Here is a 24,059-nt window from a genome sequence, read left to right on the forward strand (position 1 = left end):
TCAAGTATATTAGCTTTCATTTCTGTGTCCGAAACGGCTGCACGCCGCAACGAAGGTAGCAATGTTGGTAGCAATAGCGGCCGGGTGCATATGCAGGTAGCTTGCGTGCACGTTGGATGTGACAAATCCCTCGGCGCACTCTTTTCCTTTCCACCCCAGCCAGCGCCACGCCGAGTCAGGCTCTGGCTCCACACCCGTGGTTGTCTCTACACGGCCGACGGCGCTCGCTCCCACAGCATCCTCGCCGAGTTCGGGGGCGTGCATAGATGCAGGTCCACCAGGGGTCTGCTGTGCTGTCACCGAGTGGTGGCATTCGTCAGAATTCACCGACATGCCCAAGCCTGTGGCAATCTGAGAACTCACCAATTCTTGGGCTGGCTGTGTCTCTGCCTGGGGAGCGTTCATTTCTGACTGGGGAGAGTTCGCCTCCGCCTGAACAGGTTTCGGTTCTGGTGGGGCGAGGGTGGTGTGATGGAACTCGTGCCCGCGGACTGTGTCCCCTGCACGGAACAGAACGCTGTCTGCACGTGCCGTAGCCTCCCGGTACCCCAGCGTGAGGCGACCGGACATAGATGCATCCCGTGGCACGACTCCGGCCATCGGCGCACCATCGAGGTTACCGCACAGCACGAGGAGCCCGGCACACTCAGCATAAATGGGCATCCCATTGGCGGCAGCATGCCGAATCTCATGCAACAACGTCTGATTGCGCGTCAGTGGTTCCAGATGCTCCTCCGGGAAACCTCCAGGGATGATGAGGCCATCGCACGTAGGAAGCGAATCAGTAAGCGGATCAAACCCGATAACGTCAGCCCCACAGGCCTGTAATATCTCAGGTAGTTCCGCGTAAACAAAGGTGAAAGCGGGCCCACCAGCGAGGGCGATGCGTGGACTTCTGCCATGATGGGAGGACGAGGACGAGCACCCGGCAGGTTCAGACCGCTTCGCCGACTCAACAACCACTGGTGTTCCCTCCACTGCACCCTGCGGGTTCCATGCTGGACCGACGTAGGTGGTGGAAGCCAGACGAAGAATGTCCTCTGTATCGACGTGCTGCGCGACGAGATCAGCCATGTGCTCTACTACAGCGAGCGCGCTATCACCCTGCTCTGCTGCTGTCACCAGTCCGAGGTGGCGCGAAGGAACCTCGACATCTGCGACCCGCGGAATTGCGCCGACGACGGGGATCCCACAACCTTCGATCGCACGTGTGCATGCTTCGGCGTGGCGCGGACTGCCTACCTGGTTAAGAATCACGCCAGCCACGTTTACATCGGAGTTGTATGAGGCCAGACCATGGGCGAGAGCACCCGCAGTTGCACTGATCCCACGAGCGTTGAGGACGACGATGACAGGTAAACCAAGAAGTCCTGCGATCTCCGCCGTCGATCCTGGTGCCCACCGGGCACCATCGGCATCGGAGGTGATTCGACCGTCGAAAAGCCCCATGACCCCCTCGACGACAGCGACGTCAGCTCCCTGACAACCGTGGGCATACAAGGGGCCGATGAGATCCTTCCCACACATGAAAGAATCGAGGTTTCGCCCCGGACGGCCCGTTGCCAGTGCATGGTAAGAGGGGTCGATGAAATCTGGACCGACTTTAAAAGGTGCAACGCGGTAGCTGCGAGACAGAGCAGCCATCAGGCCCGTGGCAACGGTCGTCTTCCCCGTCCCGCTACCAGCACCTGCTATAACAACACCGGCGGCAGCGGGAGCAGTGGTAGGGGCTACCACTCTATGCCTTTCTGTCCTTTACGCCCCTCGTCCATCGGGTGCTTGATTTTGCGCATCTCTGTCACCAAGTCTGCAACCTCGATGAGCTCCGGATGAGCACGCCTGCCGGTCATCACCACATGCTGTGTGCCGGGGCGGTTGCGCAGCGTTTCGCAGACATCATCAATGTCGATCCACCCCCACTCAATCGGGTAGGTGAACTCATCCAATAGATAGAAATCATGTTGTTCGGCCTGCAAACGGCGCTTAACTTCCTCCCACCCTTGAGCTGCGGCCTGTGCAGGATCCTCCCCGTCCGCCCGCTTCTTGATCCAGCTCCACCCCTGCCCCATCTTGTGCCACTCAACAGTTGGCGCGCCCTCCACGCCGGCGAGGGTCGTGAATACGGCCTCCTCACCCACTTTCCATTTGGGTGACTTCACAAACTGAAAAATCCCAATGGAAAAATGCTGGTTGTAGGCGCGCATGGCCATACCAAACGCTGCGGTAGACTTCCCCTTCCCATCACCGGTGAAAACTGCGGTGACGGGAAGTAGACGGCGCTGCCTTGTGGTTAGGCCGTCATCAGGTAGAGCGTGTGAATCAACGTGTCCTTTAGGCATACGTCTATGGTAGTCCGTCCGATGAATTACCAGCTACGCATGCGTAACCTCCGGCTGCAATATGTTCGGCTACAGCTGGGTGGTATCAATCTTCTCCATGTGCCAGAGCTTGTCGATGGTAGGTCCATCCTGTGCTAGAGAAGCTGCATGTTCGGGGACAATCATCCAGTTGAGACCGAACTTATCCGTGCACACACCGGGGAAACCGAACGGAGTGTCGTTTGCTGCAAGCTCCTTCCACAACTCGTCAATCTCCGCCTGATTTTCGCAGAAAATAGCAAACACAGTGGAGCGACGGCTCGATGGCTCGGTCGGCACACCTGCATCCTGGAAAACGAAACACTGGCCACTTACCTGCATGGCACAAAACAGTACGGACTTTTCTGTTACGAGTCCGTCACCCTCCGGGTAATTGAACGTCTCATCAACGATATGGTCGGGGAAGACCTGTGAGTAAAAATCAACGGCATCCGACGCTTGATTTTGATATTTCCCGCCGAAAGCTACAGACGGAACGAGGAATTGGCGCTTCTTTCCGTCGGGAATGGTGTTCATGATTTCCCATGTCACGCCGAAGCGATCGCGGACGATTCCGGCGGAACGCCCGCCGGGGAAAGATTCGAACTCGACTATAATTTCTCCGCCCTCGCAGAGAGCGTCCCACACCTTTTGCGCGCGGTCGCAGATCTCCGGGTCGTTGATTCCAGCGAAGTTAGCAATAAGGGAGATGGACTCGTCCTCGTCGACTGAGAACGGAGCATGGATAAAGAAAACCTGCGAATTCCCAAACATCATCTTCGCACCGAGGGTGCGACCTGTAACCTCAGGGTGCGAGCGGAGAAGCTCGCATGTCTCGGGATTATCTGGGTAGTGATACAGCTTCTCGACGGTTGCATCATCAAACGCCTCAGAATAGAAAGCGACGGCCTCATCAAGTTCGTCGCCAAATCGCATGACGGGGACTATGAAACTCACGCTACCTCCCTTTCCTTACCCTTATCCACCTACTTTTGTACCACGGTAAAAGCGTCAACCTTCGGTTCGGTAAGAACGCTCAGTACACAAGTGCATTTATTGTCAACTCGCACTGTGCACGTCCATCGTGGGAAAACTTTGCTACCCAGCTGAGAGATTCTTAGAACAACCGATACGCACTCTGTCCACTTCGAGCGTGAATTCATGATCCGCGCGCAGCACATGGGTCCGACAAAAATCACCGGTACTTCACGGGCTATCCTGATCGAATCCTTAGCCTCGCTGGTTACTTTATCAGATTATCTCAGATTTACCTAGCTCCGAGCGTCACAAATATGTCCATTCACTGCGGTTTTAACCGTTTCGAAACCTTAAGAGCGACAGTGAGAAGCTTTAATGAATTTCTCATTTTCCGATTTCTTTTGTTCTACAACTTAACCCTGTTCCTACACTTCGGTACCTAAAAACATTATGAACACAACAAATACGTATTACGTTTTAGCCGAAAGTATTTTTTTCTTCCCGGGCGAAACGAAAGCTGTGAATAGTTTCACTCCCCCCGGGGGGACCCCCGAAATTCCCCGTCCCCCCGAATGTGACTTTAGTCACATTAAAGCTAGACGGATAAGCTTTTTGCCCCAGCTTCCTTGAAATCCGAGATTGACAAGACGGGAGCCCCCAGTGCACGGGCAACATCAGCTGCGAGATTCAGACGCACCCGACCACGACCAGCCTCGCAGTCAATGACAACACAGCCCACATCCTTGCGGGAGGCAAGTGCACCTGCTACCTCGTTAACCCGTTTGAGCCCGTCAGTTGCACGGCCATCCGTGAGAACAACAGCTATCGAGCGCAAGCCCGACGACTTAAATACCTCACGGTCAATGAGCTTGTACGTCTCTTCCAAGCCAGAAGCCAACGGAGTCTTCCCACCTACTCTGGCCTGAGAAAGACGACTCACCGCAATATCTACCGACCGAGTTGGAGGCACAAGCACTGTCGCTTTCTTTCCCCGGACGCTGATAACGGCCACACGATCCCTTCGCCGATACGCATCCTGAAGGATCGAAATGCACGCGCCAGTAACCGCTTTCAGTCGATCCTTTGCAGCCACTGAGCCAGACGCATCAACCACGAACACAACGAGATTCGCCTCTGTACCGAGCCTGATCGCCCCGCGCAGATCCCGAGGCTCAAATTCGATCCCGCGACTATCGACTGTGGCCCCGCGCTCGGCTGCTGCGAGAAGCGTCCCGAGAAGGTGAATGCCGTGTCCTCGCCCGGGGGAAGCGGGGCGAACCGCCTCACCACGGCGAGAATACGAGCGGGAACGACGGCCGAGGGGGCCGCCCTCTCCTACTCCTGTCTTGGACACCAGTCTAGGAACGAAAGGGAGCGCCTTGAACGGCGCGATCCTCCTTCTTGGCCACCGGCGCGGCACCGTTCGGCTGGCGGGCAGGCTCTGCATCCGTTACCCCTCCAGTAGAAGAGGACGGCTCTGCGGTGGCAGAAGTCTCTCGGTCCGGCGCGGGTGTGGCCGGAGACTGCTGCTCCCGATTGCCGGAATCACTTTCAGTCGTATTTTCATCGTTACCGTGGGACTCACTATCGTCGGCCGCATCCCCGTCGCCTTCGCCAGAATCGGAGCGTCCCGGATCTCCATCCTCTTCCTCAGGATCTGGCTCCGGGTCGTCTTCTGGCAGTGGCTCATTCATCAACTCGTCCAAGCGATCCTGGTCTAGTTCGGGGCTATCGAATGGATTTCGCCTCATCCTATGGGGAAGCGCAAGTTCGGCGGCGGCTCGGATATCCGTATCCGTAACTTCCGCAATGAGATTGTCGCTGCCGTCAGCATCGCTGGCTGTAGCCAACCGCCATGCTGCGTGTGCTGCAGCTGCGCGAGCGATGACCAAATCAGCACGCATCCCGTCGACGTCAAAGCCCGCACATACCGTCGCTATCCGCTTCAAGTTCGTAGCACTCAAAGTCAGGCTCTGGACAATTTCCTGTGCCCGCACGAGTGCGCGCTCCACTGCAGCTTCGGGTTCTGCAAACTTCGCCACAAATGCTTCCGGATCTGCTTCGAACGCCATGCGTCGCTGGATTACGCCAACACGCTGGGCCACATCGTGGGAGGCGACAACATCCACGGCGAGTCCGAACCTGTCCAGAAGCTGGGGACGTAACTCCCCTTCCTCCGGGTTCATTGTGCCGACGAGCACGAACCGTGCTTCTTCCGTGTGAGAAATGGAATCCCTTTCAACGGTGACTCGTCCGGTGGCTGCAGCATCCAGCAGGACGTCAACCAGGTGATCACTGAGGAGGTTAACTTCGTCTACGTAAAGAATCCCCCCATTCGCCTCGCTGAGCAGGCCCGGACGAAACTCGGCCTGACCAGTTGTGAGAACTTTTTCCAAGTCGAGGGAACCCACGACCCGATCTTCCGTGGCACCAAGCGGCAGATTAACTAACTGGCCCTGTGGCATGAGTGCAGCAAATCCTCGTGCCGTCGTCGTCTTGGCAGTGCCTTTCTCCCCACGCACAACAACACCCCCAATCCGAGGGCTAATTGCGGTCAAGATGAGCGCTAGCTTGAGCTGATCTTGACCAACAACTGCAGTAAACGGATAGGGGGTGTTGGCCATTAGGACTAGTCCTCCAGTTCGAGAGTCTTCTGTGTCCTTTCCCACTGCTCGTTGAACAGGTCAACATTGTTTGTCAAACGGATGCCGTAGGACGGGATCATTTCCTTGATCTTGTCACCCCACTCAATCATGTGATCGCCGAAGCAGTGCTCCAACAGTTCAATCATGATGGACGGGGTGATGGACGCACCCGGGGATGCACCCAAAACACCAGCAATCGTACCATCGGAGTGGTAGATCAGTTGCGTACCGAACTGCAGCTTACCGAAGCTCGGGCCGACAACCGGGGCGATGACCTGCACACGCTGGCCGGCCTCGACCAGTTCCCAATCCTCAGCCTGAGCTGTCGGCATGTACTCCCGCAGTGCCTCAATTCGGTCATCCTGATCTTTGAGAACTTCCTCAATCAGGTACTTCGTCAGAGGCATCTCCTGGAAGCCCACAGACAGCATGGAGAAGAGGTTCGTCGGGCGGAAGGACTTAGGCAGATCCAACCAAGATCCCTTCTTCAGGAACTTCGGTGTCCAACCTGCATACGGCCCGAAGAGAAGACTGCGCTCACCGTCGATGACGCGGGTGTCGAGGTGCGGAACGGACATCGGAGGCGCACCGATCTTTGCCTTGCCGTATACCTTAGCTTCATGCTGCTCAACAATCTCGGGGTTCGTGCACCGCAGCCACTGGCCACCGACAGGGAAACCACCAAAACCGCGGATCTCCGGAATGCCGGACTTCATAAGAAGCGGTAGCGCGTAGCCACCGGCACCGACAAACACAAAGTGGGCATGAACGCACTTCTGGTCACCGGTGTGTACGTTCTTGACGTACACCTTCCAACCCGTGCCATCCTTACGGAGATCAAAAACCTCATGGCCGTACCGGATCTCTGTGCCCTGTTCCACCGAGTGATTGAGGAACTGCTTGGTTAGGTTGCCGTAGTTGATATCGGTGCCGGCCTTAGTCCAGCTAATCGCTACAGGCTCGTGGTTGAAGTTCCTGCCCTTAGCCATGAGCGGCAGCTTCTCGCTGAAGACTTCTTTGTCATCAGAGAACTGCATTCCCGGGAAGAGCGGGTGCTTGACAAGCGTCTCGTACCGCTTACGGAGGAAGTTGACCTGCTCCTGCCCCTGGCCGAAGGAAACGTGAGGAACCGGGTTGATGAATCCGCTCGGATCCTTCAGCACACCGGTCTCAACCTGGTGAGACCAGAACTGGCGCGACTGCTGGAACTTCTCGTTAATATTGACGGCCTTCTTAACGTCGATGCGGCCGTTTACCTCGGGGGTGTAGTTAAGCTCGCACAGCGCGGAGTGGCCGGTGCCGGCGTTATTCCACGGGGACGAGGATTCCTGTGCGGGCGCATCCAGGCGCTCAAAGACGAGCTGCGTCCACTCCGGCTCGAGGGCTTTGATCATGGCACCCAAAGTGGCGCTCATGATACCTCCGCCGATGAGGACTACATCCACCTCGTCGCTAACTTTCTTGGGGAGATTGTTACCTAACAACTTGTGAACCACTTCCTGCACTATGTTTACGGTCAACGCACGCTAACGAAAAGCACGCGACAAAGCTACGTGCTGCCCGCAGCCGGCGGAGCAAGGATCCTCGTAGAGATCGTGGCATGCAGAAAAACGAGCAGGCTGATAGTCACGCGGAGAAAACCCGCGCTGGACCACAACCTACGACACATCCACTATGCCATGTCTACGTAGCATCGCTTGCTCGGTCTTTCCCCTCGGCACAACCGGAGGGGTGCTTGCGCATGCACTTTCGGTTGCTTCAAATCCTACCCCCGAGTTGCACTTCTCGAGCCTCATTGTGGAGCTAACTCACCCAAAACACCAGGTTCATGCCCCTAATTGGGTGTAAATAGGTGAATGAACTCACGGGAATACAACCGACGTAGCGTACCTCACTTTTAGGCCCCTCGGCGACCATGACTTAACACATACGCAGGAAATTTTCATCCCATGAGACAAACCTCCACCACGCAGACACCACCGATGCACCGCCCCACCGCTACCGGCACCCCCTAACACCATTTCCCGTTATGTCGCTACCACACTGCCCCAGAAGAAACCGCATATAATATGCTTGCTTGCATGACAGGTGATAGCCGGAACGTACCAGACGCACTCGTAACTGCCTTCGCACAAGAATCCTCCTGGGAAAAGGACATGCTGGGTGATGGGTTTACACAAATGACTATCCCCTTGAGCGCGGATCCTGACGGCGAAGGAGACCTCATCGCGACTCTTGTGCGCTATCTTCCTGAGGGCCTGTCTCCAGAGGATTACTACGAGAGACCAGCACTCCTCTACGTCCATGGCCTGTCTGATTATTTCTTTCAAAAACACGAGGCGACGTTCTTCACCTCTCGAGGCTATGCCTTCTATGCCCTCGATCTGCGCAAGTGTGGACGCTCTCACCGCCCAGGACAGTCCTGGCATTACGTGTCGGATCTGGCCTACCACTTTGAAGAACTCTCCATAGCGGCAACGCTTATAGCGAGCAAGCACGACGTTCTTGTCCCTATGGGACACTCAACGGGTGGCCTCATCCTGCCTCTTTGGCTCAACCACCTCCGCAACACTGCTGCAGATGGCAACCCGCTGACCACAACGATCGCCGGCCTCATTCTTAACAGTCCGTGGCTGGACATGCAGTACAACCCCGTTGTGGTGGCTGGGGCGAAAGTTCTCGGCGGGATCATGTCCCGCGTTAACCCTAAATCTGAGGTCAAGGGTGGCAATCTTTCTGCATACGGTGAGTCCCTGAGCAAGAATTACCACGGTGAGTGGGATTTCAATGAGGAAATGAAGCCTGTCCATGGCCACCCTGTGTACTGGGGTTTCCTTAACACGGTCATGCACTACCAAAACCTCATTCACGAGGGAAAGATTCAGTGCGATGTCCCTATCCTGGCGCTTAGCTCGACAAAATCGTGGCTAAATAAGCCCTATTCTGCTGCAACTGACACAGCCGATGCCGTCATCGACGTTGAACACGTCGCTACCTGGTCTCCGAAACTGGGATCAGCCGTCGACCTTCGTGCGATTGAAAGCGCCCGTCACGATGTCTTTCTCTCGCTCCCGACTCCACGCAAGCAAGCTTTCGAGGTCACCGCCGAGTGGTTAACCACTATCGCTCCGGTTAGTCATTAGTCTGCCTGCTTCTTACAGGCCGTGGCTCTTCTTCCCACCTGAGCCTCCCAACCGCACCGACCCGCGTATGCCGGGGTCGCCACGCATGACTAGAAGATAGGAGTGTAGATGCTTCGAAGCTCCAGAGAATGCCAGCTGCAGTTTGGGTGCATTTTACGGCTAACGTTTACGGGCGTAATTTACGGTTGCCATCCGCAGCTGCCGCAAACGGCAGCCGTTTTCGGACGTTGTATACGGATGCGGGTGAGGGAAATCCTGCGGGAAAGCCAATGAACCTTCTCTTTTCTGCTTCCTCCCACGCGTTCTTTCTAGGCATGTGCGCACGTTCATCGCCCACGGGCCTGGCTAGCTGATTTCACTCTGCGAGCCACAACACCGATTTCTCGTAGACTAGAGGCATGCGCTATGCGACAGACCGGGCGCGAGGCGCAGGCACGTGTTGTCTCCCGGCGCGCTACGCAGGTTCCGTCACATATCCTGCGAATTGTTCATGACCTTTTAGAGCAAAGAAAGAGCAACGATTTCTCATGGCTCATTCAGCCCACTTTGACCTCATCATCGTCGGTACCGGCAGCGGAAATATGATCCCAGACGAGCGCTTCGATGACATGTCGATAGCCATCGTCGAAGAAGATCGGTTCGGTGGCACCTGCCTCAATGTTGGCTGCATTCCCACCAAAATGTTTGTCTATGCCGCCGACCGCGCCTTCGAAGCGGCGGATTCGTCTTCCCTCAGCCTTCGTACCTCTTACGAGGGTATCGACTGGAACGAGCTTCAGAATCGCATTTTTGGCAAACGCATTGATCCGATAGCCGAGGGTGGAGAGAAGTACCGACGTGGCGACGAAACTCCAAATATCACGGTTTTCGACAAACACGCCCGGTTCATCGGACCGAAAACTCTGTCGACGGGGCAAGGCGATACAAAGTGGGAAATTTCAGGTGACACCATCATCCTGGCCACGGGCGCTCGAACCAATGTCCTTGATGTGGTCAAGGACTCTGGGGTTCGTTACTACACAAACAAAGACATTATGCGGCTTGAGGAACTCCCCTCATCCATGATTATTCAAGGTGGCGGTGTTATCGCCGCCGAGTTTGCGCACGTTTTTTCAGCACTGGGTACGAAGGTCAGCATCATTAACCGCTCAGGTGAGTTGCTCAAGACGCTCGACGCGGACATCCGCCAGCGGTTCAACGAGATCGCCGTAACGCGTTGGGACTTACACCTCGGCCACGAAATTGATTCTCTAACGACAGAGGAAAACGGTCAGGTCACAGCGGTACTGGATGATTCTTCACGTGTTACTGCGGATATCTTTCTGGCTGCGACCGGTCGAATTCCCAACGGAGATCTCCTCAATCTCGAGGCCTCAGGTATCGCCCATGACCGTGGCCTCATCACCGTTGACGAGTTTGGCCGCACCTCCTGCGAGGGCGTGTGGGCGCTGGGAGATGCCTGCAACACGTTCCAGCTCAAGCACGTCGCCAATGCCGAGGCCCGTGCAGTAGCAAACAATGTGCTGAACCCAGATAACCTCATCACACTTCCTCACGATTATGTCCCAGCAGGAATCTTTACTCACCCGCAAATCGCAACCGTTGGGCTTACAGAGGAGGAAGCACGCGAAAAATCGGGCTCCGTAACCGTGAAAATTCAAAACTACGGCGATGTCGCCTTCGGCTGGGCAATGGAAGATTCCACCGGCATTGTAAAGCTCATCGGTGATTCCGCCACTGGCAAGCTGCTCGGCGCGCATATTATCGGCCCCCAGGCCACAACCCTCATCCAGCAACTGATTACCGCGATGGTTTGGGGTATTGGGTACCGAGATCTGGCAACCAAGCAATACTGGATTCATCCCGCCCTCCCGGAAGTCATTGAGAATGCTCTGCTCGGTCTCGACTAATAATCGCCCTCTCGAACGATCCTGAGAACGTGAGATCCTGAGAACGTGAGATCCTGAGATCGTAAGCATGACGATAGACAACTGCTGCCATGTGAACTCGCAGGACTGCCCTGCAAGACGGGCTCGCGGTACGTAGCGAGACGGTGCGAATGTGCGGTTGCTCCTGAATTCTCACGCATCGCGTTCGAGCCGAAGTACCAGATTTCTCTTGCTGCCTCTTCTTCGAGTGACTTTTCTTGGCATTGCGGGAGTCCATTCCGGACTCGCTGCGATCTCGCACACGCCGCACCCCTCCGCACCTTCGCGGGGCGGACAAGGGTGCGGCTGTGCCACTTTCATATTGCTTTTTCTTGTTGGTGTCCGCTTTCTCTGAGTGAGACAAATCTCATTTTTCCAGCAGGTGCCACTGCTTTTGCCCTTGTAGTTTGATCGCTGGGGTTCCTACACCTGATTTCCACCTTGCCCAGGCGGAGCACCGCGTCACTACTCACACACCAGGCTTATCATTCGGCCTGCTGTGATCCACCACTTTGTAGTAGAATCCGCTGGGCTTAGGTAATTCCTCAACCGGAATGCACTTTCCGCAGATTGCTCTGGCTGATACACCGGACAATCACCTCACATGGCACGATGCTCTCCGATTGGGATCAACCGGCGGTAAGTTAGAAAAGTAAGGGTTTATACGCCAAGCGTGACGATGGGAGGACGAAGATGACGGCAGACGATAGGAAGATGTCACAAGGCGAAAACCGGAACGACAATTCCCGTGAGCAAGGCACTTTAGACAAGGCGCGAGAAGCACAGTCTAATGCGACGCCGGATGACCGCCACCGCAACTCCCCTGGCGAAAACGCGCCCTCGGCATCCTCCGACTCTGGCTCTCGCCCGCTGCCGGTCGAATCCACAGTTCGCTCTGCTTCAGCAATGGAAAGGAAGGCTGCCACAACCCTTGACGGTGCCAGCCCCACCGAGCGTAAGAAGCGAATGGCCCGAGGTCACAAGCGACTGCTTCGCCTACCCACAGGTCGAGACTGGAGGCGAAATGGGCGGGGTCTCACTGTCTCCCGCAAGGGTGGAAAAACTTCCGGAGGAGGCATCTTCCGGCCTCCGTATGCCGCAGTCACCATTGGTCTCCTCGTATCTATGCTCGCCAGTTCCTTCGACCAGACCGCGGTTACGGCGATTATGCCGCGGATCGTTGCTGATCTCGGCTCGGTGAATGCTTACTCCCTGACGTTTGTTGCGACGTACGCCACATCCATCGTAGGCATGGTCCTAGGCGGGATTGTCACAGACAAGCTAGGTGCCCGGACATCGCTTATCGGTTCTGCGGTAATTCTTACCGCAGGCCTGATCCTGGCCATTTTCGCTCCTGACATGGCGGTGTTCCTCATCTCCCGCGCAATCCAAGGAATCGGCGTCGGTGGGCTCATCGTCGCCATTTACGCCGTCATCGCTGTTGTTTACCCACCGCGCTTACGACCCGCTGTGTTCTCTGCGTTCGCCGGCGCGTACGTGCTACCGGCGCTCGTGGGGCCTGGTCTCGCTGGGCTTCTCACTGTTTGGTTCAGCTGGCACGCGGTGTTCGTGTTCATCACCGTTATCCTCGTTATCGCGCAGGTCTTGGTCATCCGCGCCACCAGCACCATGCCGGTGCAAAAAGGAGAAAGCTCGGGGAAGAGCTCAAAAATGCTCATCGCCGCTCTCTTCCTGGCGGCAGGTACGTCGATCCTCAACGCCTCCTCGCAGGTTTCCCCCCTGCTGTGCGTCCTCCTGGTGATTGTTGGCCTTGTGATCATGTTCTTCTCCCTGCTCCCCCTCGTTCCAGAGGGAACGGTTAGGGCTAAACATGGTATTCCCCGTCTCATCGTCACCCGCGGTTTGATGGACACGTTCTTCACAGTCGAGATCTATATTCCGCTCCTTTTGTCTCAAATGTATGGCTTGGGTCCGACAATGACGGGACTCGCGCTAACTGCTTCCGGATTGTTGTGGTTCGTTGGCTCGGAAACACAGGCCCGCCGTGGTGAAACGATTGCCACTCCAAGTGTCTTCCGCGTCGGCTTCATTGTCATGGTTATCGGTGTGCTCATGTGCTTCGCCACCGCAGCCTTCAACTTGCACTGGCTGGTTACCGTCCTTGGTTGGGGCATTGCATCCGCAGGCATGGGATTCATCTACCCGCGTTTGAACTCCGTCACACTCGGCCTCGCCTCTGCACAGCAGACCGGCTTTGTCGCATCGGCGCTTCAGGTGATGGGTGTTGTGGGCACCACGACGATGGTGTCTTTCGCCGCGCTCATCCAGGTGTTCGGGGCAACGCTGAATCCTTCGGTGATCTTCGGCACTATCTTCCTCATCGTCACGCTCATGAGCCTGCCGCTCTGGGTGCTGTGGCACCACGGTGTTGGAGATCCACAGCGTTGGATCAAGACACAGAACGCGTCCTAGGCTCGAGCAGCGCCGGGGTAAGCACGGGTTTTCTGAAGCAGGAATCAGCTCAGCTGCGTCGGCACGTCTGGCTCTGACCGCCTGACTGATTGGCCGAGCGACCCGCCGCCCCCTCCGGCAGCAGATCGAAGGCACGGTGGATGTCGCTCACCGCAGGTGCCGTGGAAGGAACCTAGCTCTAGCTGGCTCTAGCTAGCAGTACCCGGTTTCAACCTGACCGCCCCCGGCTGTAACTCGGTTGCACTCGGTTGTACTAGGCTCCACCCAGCTGTAGCCGGATGCGACTGCGATCCGAGGGCCGTTCCGGTTCGTCCTGCTTCGCTTAGGAATTCCGGCTGTAGCGAGAGATGAAGGCATCCATGTCTAGGTGTTCCTCCACCGCATCAGCGAGAAGATCGACCTGCTTCATTCGCTCCCCCGCGGATGATGCCTGTGACCGCGGGAGGGAAAACACCTCGCTGAGGAAGTCCTTTCGGCGCTCGTCATCGTCCATCACACCATGCCGGTGTGTGCCCCACAGATTGCGCACACGCGATCCTTCGCCATCGAGCCAGGTTGGATCCCCATTGCGTGCCACCCTGCCATGGTGAATCTCGTAGGTCCCATCAGGCCACCGCTTGAGTGTCTTTTCAGGGTGGAAGGCGATGTCCAAGTCAAACAACCCGAGGCCACGTGTCTTGCCACGGTGCGACTCGACATCGTCTTCAATCGATTTTCCTAGCATCTGGTAACCACCACAGATAGCGAGAATCGGCTCCGTCCGTTGGCACAGCGCGTCCGCGATACCGTTGCCACGCATCCACTCCAAGTCCGTCACCGTCGCCTTTGATCCGGGGACAACGACGAGGTCGGCCGAGCGTACAAGGCCGGGATCGCTCGTCCACGTCACCGTGGTCGCGGGTTCGGCTGCCAGAGCCTCAACATCCGTTGCGTTGCTCACTCGCGGGAGGCGGACTGCTGCAACCGAAATTGTCTTTTCCCCGGGGGCAACGCTGGCGGCGAGGCCGACGATACGCCCTTCTGCGGACTGAAGGCTATCTTCCGCATCGATCCACAAACCATCGATGAACGGAAGAATACCGATGGTCGGCACACCGGTGCGGGCATACAAGTCATCGAGGCCCGGCTGGAGGATGTCCGGATCGCCACGGAACTTGTTGATGATGAATCCCTTAATCCGCGCGCGATCCGCCTCATCGACGATGTGGTAGGTACCAAACAGGTGAGCAAGCACGCCACCTCTGTCGATGTCACCGACAACGTAGACATCCAGGTCGCAGGCCTCTGCCAATCCGAAATTGGCTACGTCGGTAGCGCGCAGGTTCGTTTCCGCTGGCGAGCCGGCTCCCTCGCAGACGACAATGTCATACTCTCGCTCCAACTCACGCAGCGTCTCCGCCGCTACTTCCCGCATCCGGGTGCGCCGGGTGAAATAATCCTTCGCCCCCACATCGCCCTCGACGCGGCCAAGCACGACAACCTGAGATCTCCTATCGGACCCGGGTTTGAGAAGCACCGGGTTGAAACGCACCTCAGGTTCCAGCCCACAGGCGAATGCCTGCAACGCCTGAGCCCTGCCGATTTCCCCACCGGTAGGGCATACAGCTGAGTTATTCGACATGTTCTGGGCTTTAAACGGCGCTACGGATACTCCCCGGCGCGCCAGCGCCCGGCACAGTCCGGCGACGAGAACGGACTTCCCAGCGTCGGAGGTGGTCCCGCAGATCAGTACAGCACTCACGGCGTTCCTTTCTTAGCTTGTCGACGCTCTGGTGCAGCGTCGGGGCATGTCGAACGGTTCTTTTTCGGAGCTTTAGTCCGGGTGTTTTAGTCCGGAATGGTGAGAATCTCGTTCCCATCCTCGGTAATGACAAGGGTGTGCTCGAACTGGGCTGAATAGCTAAGGTCGGTGTTCTGCACTGTCCAGCCGTCGTCCCAGATGCGGTAGTCCAGGCCACCGAGGTTCAGCATCGGCTCGATTGTGAGTGTCATGCCAGGCTCCAGAATGTCCCGGTAGGCCGAGGAATCGTAGTGCAAAACGACGAGTCCGTTGTGGAAGGTGGGGCCAACGCCATGGCCGGTGAAGTCGGTAACCACGGAGTACCCAAAACGGTGGGCATACGTCTCGATAACGCGCCCGATGACGTTGACCTCTCGCCCTGGCTTCGCCACCTTAATGCCACGCATCATGGCTTCCTTCGTCCGCTCAACCAGGTTCTTAACCTCTTCGGAAACTTCGCCGACAAGGAACGTTGCGTTGGTATCACCGTGGACACCATTTTTGTAGGCGGTGACGTCGATATTGCAGATATCCCCTTCCTGCAGCACGGTAGAATCCGGAATGCCGTGGCAGACGATCTCGTTGACGGAGGTGCACACCGACTTCTTGAAGCCTCGGTAACCGAGGCAGCTCGGGTATGCACCATGGTCGCACATGTACTCGTGGGCGATTCGGTCAAGCTCATCGGTAGTGACACCAGGCTTCACGGCCTCACCGGCGACCTTGAGCGCGTTTGCAGCAATCTTGGAGGATTCCCGCATCGCTTCAATCACCTCAGGGGTCTGCACATATGGCTCACCGATGGCCTCCTGCACCTCATCCTTCCACACGTACTCGGGTCGCTCAATGTTCTCCGGTACCTTGCGGATGGAGCCGATTTTTCCTCGATTTTGTGCACGTTTTTCCATGTGCATCATGGTACGCGGTAAATCAAAATGTTGATATTCGCCCGTGGCGGATATCCCTACGCCAACGTGCTACGCCCCACTAATGTCGCTACCTTCTTGACGTTACGAACCTCACCCGTGCCTGCCCCGTAGAAGCGTCAATGCTCGTCAGGCTGTCCAGAGTTCATTAATCGCTCAACTTCTTGTAACTTTGCCGCAATTAGCTGGTTAGATCCGCTGAATAGTTTGAACGTCAGTGAAGGTCTCTACCTTCACCCATGACCAATTTTTGTACCCGCCTTTCCCAGAGCTTTGTGCGAGCACGGATACCCGGCTCGTCACCTCCTGAGCGAGACGGGGATACTGCTAGACGGAGAAAATTATGCGCACAGGTTCGCGTTCCCGGTTTTTATCCCTTGTTGTCACTACTGCCCTCGTCGGTAGTCTCGTCCCAGCCGTAGCGGATGCCGCTCCCGGTGAAGCACACAATCTTGGCTCACGCTTCACCCTCGCTGTGCTGCCGGATACCCAGTTCTATTCCCGCTACGAAGCGCCATCGGGCGGACAGATGTTCGCAAATCGCTACGGTTCCAACCCCTTTGATTCACAGGCACACTTCGTCGTCGATAATGCAAAGACTCTCAATATCCCGTTCACCTCCCACCTCGGCGATGTTGTCGATCAGAACGATGTAGCCGACCAATGGGATATCGCCGACCGCGCCATGGCCGTTCTAGAAAACGGGGGCATGAACTATTCCATCCTCCCCGGTAACCACGATCTCGGGATGAACGGCTCAACCAGCACCTTCTCCTCTCATTTCGGCACTGCCCGCGCACAAAAGAACGAGACCTTCGGTGACCGAACTACGGCTACTGTCAATGGTCAGGATGTCGAGTCCGAGTACCATATTTTCGAGGCAGAAGGCCAAAAGTACCTCGTTCTTGCTCTCGGTTTCCGGGCACCGGATGAAACACTCGATTGGGCACAGAAAATTATCGACGAACACCCGGATCTGCCGGTCATCCTGACATCCCACGAGATTTCAAATATCGATGGCGAAGGCACAATTCGGCTTACCCCCGAATATGGACAACACCTCTGGGACACGTTCATCGCCAAGAACGACCAAATCTTCCTCACCATTGCGGGTCACCACCACGGTGCGGGTTATTCGGTGATGCAGAACAATTTCGGTCATGATGTCGTGACGATCCTGCAGGACTATCAGATGGCGTACCTCGGTGGCAATGGTCTCATGGGGCTTCTCGAGTTCGATCTCACCGGCAACTCCCTCGATATGACCGCATTTTCCCCCTGGGTAAAGGAGAAAAAGCCAGAAGCTCTCACCCAGTTCGATCATCTCCTCCCCGCTGGAGACGGCGATAGTTACAGTGTTCCGCTCAACTTCAAGGAGCGCTTCGCCGGTTTCGCACCAGAATGGGACGAAGGCGATAGAAACGATCCCGATTATTCCGAAACGGCAAAGCAGATCATTTCCGCTGGATACAAACCGTACACAATCACCGAGGCAGACAAGCCAGCGAATGCAAAGGATTACGTGCACGTCGATGGAACGGCTGTCCACTGGCGTCCTGGGGAAGCAACATACAAGGGCAAGAAGCTGAAAGCGGGCCAAGCAGCTCCTGTCGGTACCATCATTCCTGACGTTGCTGGCAACTCCGATATGACAAGGGCACCATTGCGCGGTGGAGTAACCGGCGACATCACCTACGAGAACGACGCACACCCGTTGTCTTCAGATCAAGGATCGCTGCGCTGGTCGAAGCCACTCGGGAAACTGGATGTCAACTTCTTCGAGACAGCTACCGGTGCCAGCATCAACAAGGAAAACTTCCCCAACGGCTACACTCTTGAGTCCTTCATCAAGCTGGACAAGGACTTCAACGGTGACGACAACGGCTGGTCCAATGCACTCGTTCGCCGTGGCAGAGTTACGGATGCTGACCCAAGCAACGGGGACACCGATCCTGCGCAAATGCTCGGGGTCTCCAACCTCCGGGAAATCCGCTACTGGTCGCATGGCGCCAACAATGAAGGCTTCTCCAACTGGTCGCATGAGGTTCCCACGGGCACGTGGATGCATGTCGCTATCGTGAACGACCCCAAGACGCAGTCTGTGAACATGTACATCGACGGAGCCCCAATCTTGCGCGATGGATATGGACCCATCGGGTTAGGTGGCCAGTCCACATGGCTCATGGGTACCTCGATGGAAGACGGTAAGCCCGTCGATCCGTGGTTCGGATCTATTGGTGAAACCCGCATTGTCGACCATCCAATTGGACCCGATCAGTGGTTGACGGCCCGTGCAACTGGTGGCAATGACCAGAAACAGGACGAAGCCGAGGACACAAACGACGGTGGCAGTCACGACGATAAGCAGGGCAGTTCGAATGCCAAGGGCGATGCAACGACATCCAGCGCTGCCGGAACAATAGCCGGTGCCACCGTTGGAGGCGTTGTGCTCGGTATTATCGCCACCCTTGGTGCTATTGCCGCACTTCTGGGTACCGCTGGTAACCTCGCGATCGGCTGGCTTAAGAATACGTTCCATCTGTAATCGCTGCTGACTAAGGCTTAGCCATCTGCCCGTGGACGATCTGTATGAGCTCTGCGCGCGTCAACGCACATTGAAAATGCGCCTCACCACACAGAGAGGAAATGATGGCACACGCACCAGTCATTTTCGTGTCCTATATTTCGCACGGCTGCCCCGGTGTTCAGGGCAGTCGTGCGAGCTGACGTGACTCCGTGCAAGCTATCGTGATTCACTGCCAGGGCCACATGTGCACTGGCAGTTTTCGTCAGTCCCCTCGGTCTCATCGGCGCGGTGTCTGCGGCTTCCCGATGTCCTTTCCGCACATCGATGTCCACACTCCACCCTGATCAACAAACGTCCCGTCGAAAAATCGACAATGCAGAAGACAGGTGGCAAGGAGGATGAGACATGCAGAACTTTGCTGCCCGAGGTGGGGGTTTACCCCCACGCATGCCCCAGTGGGGTGCTCCCTAGGGCCGATCCAGCTCCGTGAAAAACACATCCGTTACGGCGGTTGCCGATTCGGAGCCGCCACCACCCACAATGAGAGTGGCAAAAGCGAGGTCGTCGCGGTAGCCAGCAAACCACGCATGCGAACCTCCGGCGAACTCGGCTTCACCGGTCTTGGCATGAATCTCGCCACCAGCGCGCATCCCGCGGGCGGTACCCTGGGTGACCACAGCACGCATCATGGACTGGAGCTGAGCGATCTGCTCCGGTGCGGGCGGCTCGGCCGGATTTTTCACTTCGGTCTTAAGACCGTCGATAAGCCACGGAACCGGTGTCGAGCCATGCGCGGCTGTCGAAGCAACCAGAGCCATCCCAAACGGACTCACGAGGTCATCGCCCTGACCATAACCTGCGTCAATCCGATCGAGGGGTTCCTCACCCTCTGGCACGGAGCCGGTAACGGTGCTCAGCCCCGGAATCTCGTAGTCCACTCCGAGGCCAAACCTCTGCCCCATCGCGTGTAGCTCACCGGGAGCCAGGCGGTACGAAATATCGGCAAAGGTCGTGTTACATGACGAAGCGAACGCGTCGGTGAGGCTCGTCATTCCGCGCGAAAAGCTGTTGTAGTTCGTCACAACGCGGGTACCGAGCTCCATCGTCCCCGGGCATGGCACCGTTGAGCCGGGAGTGAGCCCCTGACTATTGAGCCCTGTCATAGCCGTGATGATCTTGAACACCGATCCCGGCGGATACATGCCCATGAGTGCCACGTTTCCGTCCTCATCAGCCTTGCGAGTCTGGGCAATACCAAGAATCGCCCCGTCCGATGGTCGCATCGCAACGAGCATCACCTTCATTTCCGGGCGCCTGTCGACGGCGATCTGCGCCGCCTCCTGCACCTTGTGATCGAGCGACACCGGAATTGCCGCCTGTAGCTGTGGTTGCGTGGTTGTCAGTGTGTCGATGACCGCACCGTCATTATTAGCCGTCACAACCTTCCAGCCGTTTTCCCCCTCGACTTTCTCCGTCACTTCCTTTTCGATGGCGCTCACCAGCTCGGGTGCGAACTCCGGTTGTGGACGCACGAGGGCAGATTCATCGTTGACAGTCACTCCCGATACACCATCGAGCCCCTTCTTCACTGCGTCTCCGTGTTCACTGCTCACGGTTGCAACGGAGTAAACCCCATCTGTCTCCGCAATCGCTCGGGATACACCTGGGATATCTATTGGGGGCTCACCATTTTCGCTGAGAACCTGGCTGATTTTTGTCACGGTTCCGGGAAGACTGGTGGTCTCCTGCTTGTCGACGATAATCCGGTGCTTCACACCAGGTTTGAGGATCTCCACGCCGTCTTGCGTCACTACGGAGGCCCTCTGGGCCTCGATCGCGCGCAGCTCCAGATGCTGGTTGCTGCCTAGAGACGGATGGATAACATTCGGATTCCACCGAATCACCCACGAATTATTTACCTTGTTTAAGTTGAGTGTTCCCGCATACGTGAACTCCCGGTCTCGCGGGAGGTCCCAGGTCATTTTCACATGTCCTGTGGCCAGCGTGTCACCGTTATCCACCCCGGTAACAGCGGTATCCACCCCTTCAGCTTGAAGGCCTGACGCTGATTGTTCGAACTCGCTTAAAGCGCTCTCCGGATCGTCCGTGAGAGCTGCAGCCGCTTCGTAGTTTTCCTCGCTTAGCGCCTGCGCGAACTCTTCCACCACCGGATTAGCGGTCTTCGGCTTGGGGGTACATGCCGTAAGTCCCGTCGCTGTCAGCACTGCTATTGTGCAGGCTGCAATTATCCGCCGCTTCATATCCCCCCAATGTAGTGCACCCGTACCCTCGAACGACTCTCCCCCGCCGGGCGCGGACGGCGGGCGCTGACTGGAGAGCAACTGGCTCGTGTTCTCATACCCGTTTGTTCACAATCACACTGACACACTGACACGGAGTGATTGTCAGGCTAGCCTTAACCTATGCCTAAACTACCCATCCCAAGGAATAGGGCCATCGCCGTTGTCGGTTCTGTGACCGCCGTCGTTGCCTTAGGACTCGGCAGCCTCGGTTGGACTTTAAGCACGCCACCGGAAGCCGTGCACCTCGACACTGCCGTGGCGGAACTGCAACCAACAACTCAGTTCACCGTAGAGATTCACGACAAAGACGGAATCCTGTCCGATGCCGACAAACAGGCGTTACAAAACGATGCCACACGGCTCGAGGTACCTTCCGTCGTAAAAACCATTCACTACATGGTGTTTGCCACCAACCGCGAAAATGCCCTGGATACGGTGGAAGAATATTCTCGCAAGCAGCTCCCCGAGATCTTCACCGCCGATGGCAAAGAATTCGTTCCCGGAACGTTCATTATCGGGGTTGGCCTGGATCCACGGCAATCCTTCATCACAGGCTCCGACGATGTTACCGCCGCTGTGCAGATTGCCGAAGACAATTCCCACCGCCAGCGGGCCCTTGATGCAGTTAAGCCCGGGGTGAAGGCGAACAACATTCCAGCAGGCCTCTTTGCCGGGGCGCAAGCTGCATTCGATCTCACTGCCCTCCAGGAAGATGCTCAAGCACAGGCTGCAGAAAACAGAGTAGGAGCGGCGATAGGCAGTGGTGCAGCCGCTGGCGCTCTTACAGCGATTGCGGGTTCTACACTTGTGGCCCGGACAAATCGGCGACGCAGGGATACCCTTGCCGCGCGCGGTAATTATGACTCTGTGGTTCGCTCCTACGGAGATGTTGCCCAGCGCCTAGATGCTATCAACATCCGCGCACACTCTCTAACCTCCAGCCTCGCAGACAGGCGACTACGAGAACAATGGGAGGAAGTGCAAAATAAATTTGTCACTGTGGGACAATCTGTTGACCGCATCGGTCTCCTTACTCCGACGAGCCCCGACAAAGAGTTCGCGCAAGCTAAAGCCGATATTGACGAAGCCGCCGGCATCACTGCAGACATTGAAACAGCAGAAGCAAATATCGATACGCTGTATGCAATGGAGCACGGAGATGAATTGGTACGTAAGGACCAACTCACAGCGCTGCGACACGATGTTGAGGATGCTCGTGACCTCGTCACCACGGGGCCGCTTGCTGATCGCCTCGACGACCTCCACGAGCGACTCACTGCTCTCACCGCCCGCATAGCGTCCCCGGCTTTTATCGACGAGTACGTAGAGCTGTTAGATGATTACAGCCACACCTTGGCGAAGGTAAAGAGCGAGAAGTTCTCGGATGTTGAGACGGAAACTGTACCGGAGCCTCCTGCACTGACAAGCAGCGACTACCGCCCAGGCTACGGATGGAACAACTTCATTCCCTTCTGGGTCATGAGTACGTGGCACTCTGATGCTGTCGCCTCCAGCGATGCCGGGGCAAATTCTGCGGGCGGATACTCCGGTTTCTCCTCCGGTTTTTCAGCCGCAGGCGGAACATCCTCCTTTTAAAGAAAGGTACTTCTACCGATTTATAGGGGTTTTCCTCATCGGGCAAGCGCGTACGTGAAGGAGCAACGCAGGCTTCGACACCACGTGCAGGAGCACGGATGCTCACGTGGCACGTTTGCCCACCTACCTATCCCCATTCCTGTGTCAGGCAGACACCCTGGAAAGCATGTAGCGCACCTGCACAGCGAGGGAATGAATAAGCGGTGAACGGATTAGAAAAGCGGTGACGGGGTCATACCTCCGTCACCGCTCTCATCATGGGTCACGCATTACACATCATGTGTCAGCGTTGTATTAGGCTTCTGCGCGCATCTGCGCATCCAGCTTCTTAGCTTCCTCGATGAGTGTTTCGACGATGTCTTCTTCTGGCACGGTCTTGATTACTTCACCCTTGATGAAGATCTGCCCCTTGCCATTGCCGGAAGCGACACCAAGGTCGGCATCGCGTGCCTCACCTGGCCCGTTAACGACGCAACCCATAACGGCAACGCGCAGCGGAATATCCATTCCTTGCAGGGACTCGGTGACTTCCTCCGCAAGTTTGTACACATCCACCTGGGCACGACCGCAGGACGGGCAGGACACGATGTCCAATTTTCGGGGACGCAGGTTCAACGACTGAAGGATCTGGTCTCCGACACGAATCTCCTCCACCGGTGCGGTGGACAGCGAGACGCGAATGGTGTCGCCGATACCTTCAGCCAACAAGGCACCGAAGGCTACCGAGGACTTGATAGTGCCTTGGAATGCGGGACCCGCTTCGGTGACACCGAGGTGCAGCGGATAATCCGTTTTGGCTGCTAGCTGACGGTAGGCCTCCACCATAATCACCGGATCGTGGTGCTTCACCGAGATGGCGATGTCACCGTAGCCGTATTCCTCAAATAGGCCCGCCTCCCAGATAGCGGATTCAACGAGAGCTTCCGGGGTGGCCTTTCCGTACTTTTCCATGATCCGCTTGTCGAGCGAACCTGCATTAACTCCGATGCGGATCGGGATGCCTGCATCGCCTGCGGCCTTGGCCACTTCCTTCACTCGGCCATCGAACTCGCGGATGTTACCGGGGTTCACGCGGACGGCAGCACACCCTGCTTCGATGGCCTGGAAGATGTACTTGGGCTGGAAGTGGATGTCGGCGATGACGGGGATCGGGGACTTCTGCGCAATGATCGGGAGTGCATCCGCATCCACAGTCTTCGGGCACGCAACGCGGACGATGTCGCAACCAGAGGCAGTAAGCTCTGCAATCTGCTGCAGAGTGGCGTTAATGTCATGGGTCTTGGTGTTTGTCATCGACTGCACGGAGACCGGGTAATCGGAGCCAACCCCGACATTACCGACCATGAGCTGACGCGTCTTTCGACGCGGGTGCAGAACTGGTGGTACTTCAGGCATTCCAAGTCCGATTGGTGCTGGCATTCGTAAACCTATTCTCTAGCTGGG

Annotated in this window: 15 protein-coding genes; 5 read left to right on the top strand and 10 right to left on the bottom strand. The window is 56.7% G+C overall.

All coding sequences use genetic code 11. The annotated features are described in order from the left end of the window. Positions 1-9: 9 nt before the first annotated feature. From CGLUCO_RS07765 to mqo, 6 genes are all read right to left on the bottom strand, one after another. Positions 10-1,737 carry a cobyrinic acid a,c-diamide synthase CobB gene (locus CGLUCO_RS07765; RefSeq protein WP_084037019.1) on the bottom strand — a complete coding sequence of 576 codons (1,728 nt, stop codon included), beginning with the start codon at positions 1,735-1,737 and terminating at the stop codon, positions 10-12. Then, positions 1,731-2,339, bottom strand: a complete 609-nt coding sequence (cobO, locus tag CGLUCO_RS07770; protein WP_070739183.1) for a cob(I)yrinic acid a,c-diamide adenosyltransferase — start codon at positions 2,337-2,339, stop codon at positions 1,731-1,733. Before cobO ends, CGLUCO_RS07765 begins: the two co-directional genes overlap by 7 nt. 69 nt (positions 2,340-2,408) lie before the next feature. Further along, positions 2,409-3,314, bottom strand: coding sequence for a VOC family protein (locus CGLUCO_RS07775; RefSeq protein WP_232621833.1), 906 nt, complete (start codon positions 3,312-3,314; stop codon positions 2,409-2,411). A 616-nt stretch (positions 3,315-3,930) separates the two neighbouring features. Next, positions 3,931-4,689 (bottom strand): VWA domain-containing protein, encoded by a 759-nt coding sequence (locus CGLUCO_RS07780; RefSeq protein WP_005389636.1) that lies wholly within the window; start codon positions 4,687-4,689, stop codon positions 3,931-3,933. Between the two features lie 4 nt (positions 4,690-4,693). Next, on the bottom strand, positions 4,694-5,959 hold the full coding sequence (locus CGLUCO_RS07785) for a magnesium chelatase ATPase subunit I (protein ID WP_005389635.1): 1,266 nt from the start codon (positions 5,957-5,959) through the stop codon (positions 4,694-4,696). A gap of 5 nt (positions 5,960-5,964) precedes the next feature. After that, positions 5,965-7,464 (bottom strand): malate dehydrogenase (quinone), encoded by a 1,500-nt coding sequence (gene mqo, locus CGLUCO_RS07790; protein ID WP_034989515.1) that lies wholly within the window; start codon positions 7,462-7,464, stop codon positions 5,965-5,967. Positions 7,465-8,061: 597 nt separating this feature from the next. On the opposite strand from mqo, the gene CGLUCO_RS07795 reads away from it, so the two are divergent. The 3 genes from CGLUCO_RS07795 (at position 8,062) to CGLUCO_RS07805 (ending at position 13,484) form a co-directional block, all read left to right on the top strand. Beyond that, on the top strand, positions 8,062-9,123 hold the full coding sequence (locus CGLUCO_RS07795) for an alpha/beta hydrolase (protein ID WP_231286042.1): 1,062 nt from the start codon (positions 8,062-8,064) through the stop codon (positions 9,121-9,123). Between the two features lie 527 nt (positions 9,124-9,650). Next, positions 9,651-11,033 carry a mycothione reductase gene (mtr, locus tag CGLUCO_RS07800; RefSeq protein WP_005395658.1) on the top strand — a complete coding sequence of 461 codons (1,383 nt, stop codon included), beginning with the start codon at positions 9,651-9,653 and terminating at the stop codon, positions 11,031-11,033. Positions 11,034-11,744: 711 nt separating this feature from the next. Further along, positions 11,745-13,484 carry an MFS transporter gene (locus tag CGLUCO_RS07805; protein WP_005389628.1) on the top strand — a complete coding sequence of 580 codons (1,740 nt, stop codon included), beginning with the start codon at positions 11,745-11,747 and terminating at the stop codon, positions 13,482-13,484. Between the two features lie 322 nt (positions 13,485-13,806). On the opposite strand, the gene CGLUCO_RS07810 is transcribed toward CGLUCO_RS07805, so the two are convergent. Continuing rightward, the gene (locus CGLUCO_RS07810) at positions 13,807-15,225 is read right to left on the bottom strand and encodes a cobyric acid synthase (protein WP_005395657.1); all 1,419 of its coding nucleotides are present in this window, start codon (positions 15,223-15,225) and stop codon (positions 13,807-13,809) included. Between the two features lie 86 nt (positions 15,226-15,311). After that, positions 15,312-16,181 (bottom strand): type I methionyl aminopeptidase, encoded by an 870-nt coding sequence (map, locus tag CGLUCO_RS07815; protein WP_005389625.1) that lies wholly within the window; start codon positions 16,179-16,181, stop codon positions 15,312-15,314. Positions 16,182-16,533: 352 nt separating this feature from the next. Between map and CGLUCO_RS07820 the strand changes: the two genes are divergently transcribed. After that, complete coding sequence (locus tag CGLUCO_RS07820) at positions 16,534-18,735, top strand: LamG-like jellyroll fold domain-containing protein (protein WP_005389623.1); 2,202 nt, start codon at positions 16,534-16,536, stop codon at positions 18,733-18,735. A gap of 449 nt (positions 18,736-19,184) precedes the next feature. Here CGLUCO_RS07820 and CGLUCO_RS07825 read toward each other — a convergent pair whose 3' ends face one another. After that, positions 19,185-20,978, bottom strand: coding sequence for a penicillin-binding transpeptidase domain-containing protein (locus CGLUCO_RS07825; RefSeq protein WP_084037015.1), 1,794 nt, complete (start codon positions 20,976-20,978; stop codon positions 19,185-19,187). A gap of 162 nt (positions 20,979-21,140) precedes the next feature. Between CGLUCO_RS07825 and CGLUCO_RS07830 the strand changes: the two genes are divergently transcribed. After that, positions 21,141-22,616: a DUF5129 domain-containing protein gene (locus CGLUCO_RS07830; protein WP_084037013.1), complete on the top strand. Its 1,476-nt coding sequence runs from the start codon at positions 21,141-21,143 to the stop codon at positions 22,614-22,616. A 294-nt stretch (positions 22,617-22,910) separates the two neighbouring features. Here CGLUCO_RS07830 and ispG read toward each other — a convergent pair whose 3' ends face one another. Then, entirely contained in the window at positions 22,911-24,035 is a 1,125-nt protein-coding gene (gene ispG / locus CGLUCO_RS07835; RefSeq protein WP_034989476.1) for a flavodoxin-dependent (E)-4-hydroxy-3-methylbut-2-enyl-diphosphate synthase, read from the bottom strand. Between the last annotated feature and the right edge of the window lie 24 nt (positions 24,036-24,059).

It is taken from the genome of Corynebacterium glucuronolyticum DSM 44120 (genome assembly GCF_030440595.1).
Classification (GTDB): Bacteria; Actinomycetota; Actinomycetes; order Mycobacteriales; family Mycobacteriaceae; genus Corynebacterium; species Corynebacterium glucuronolyticum.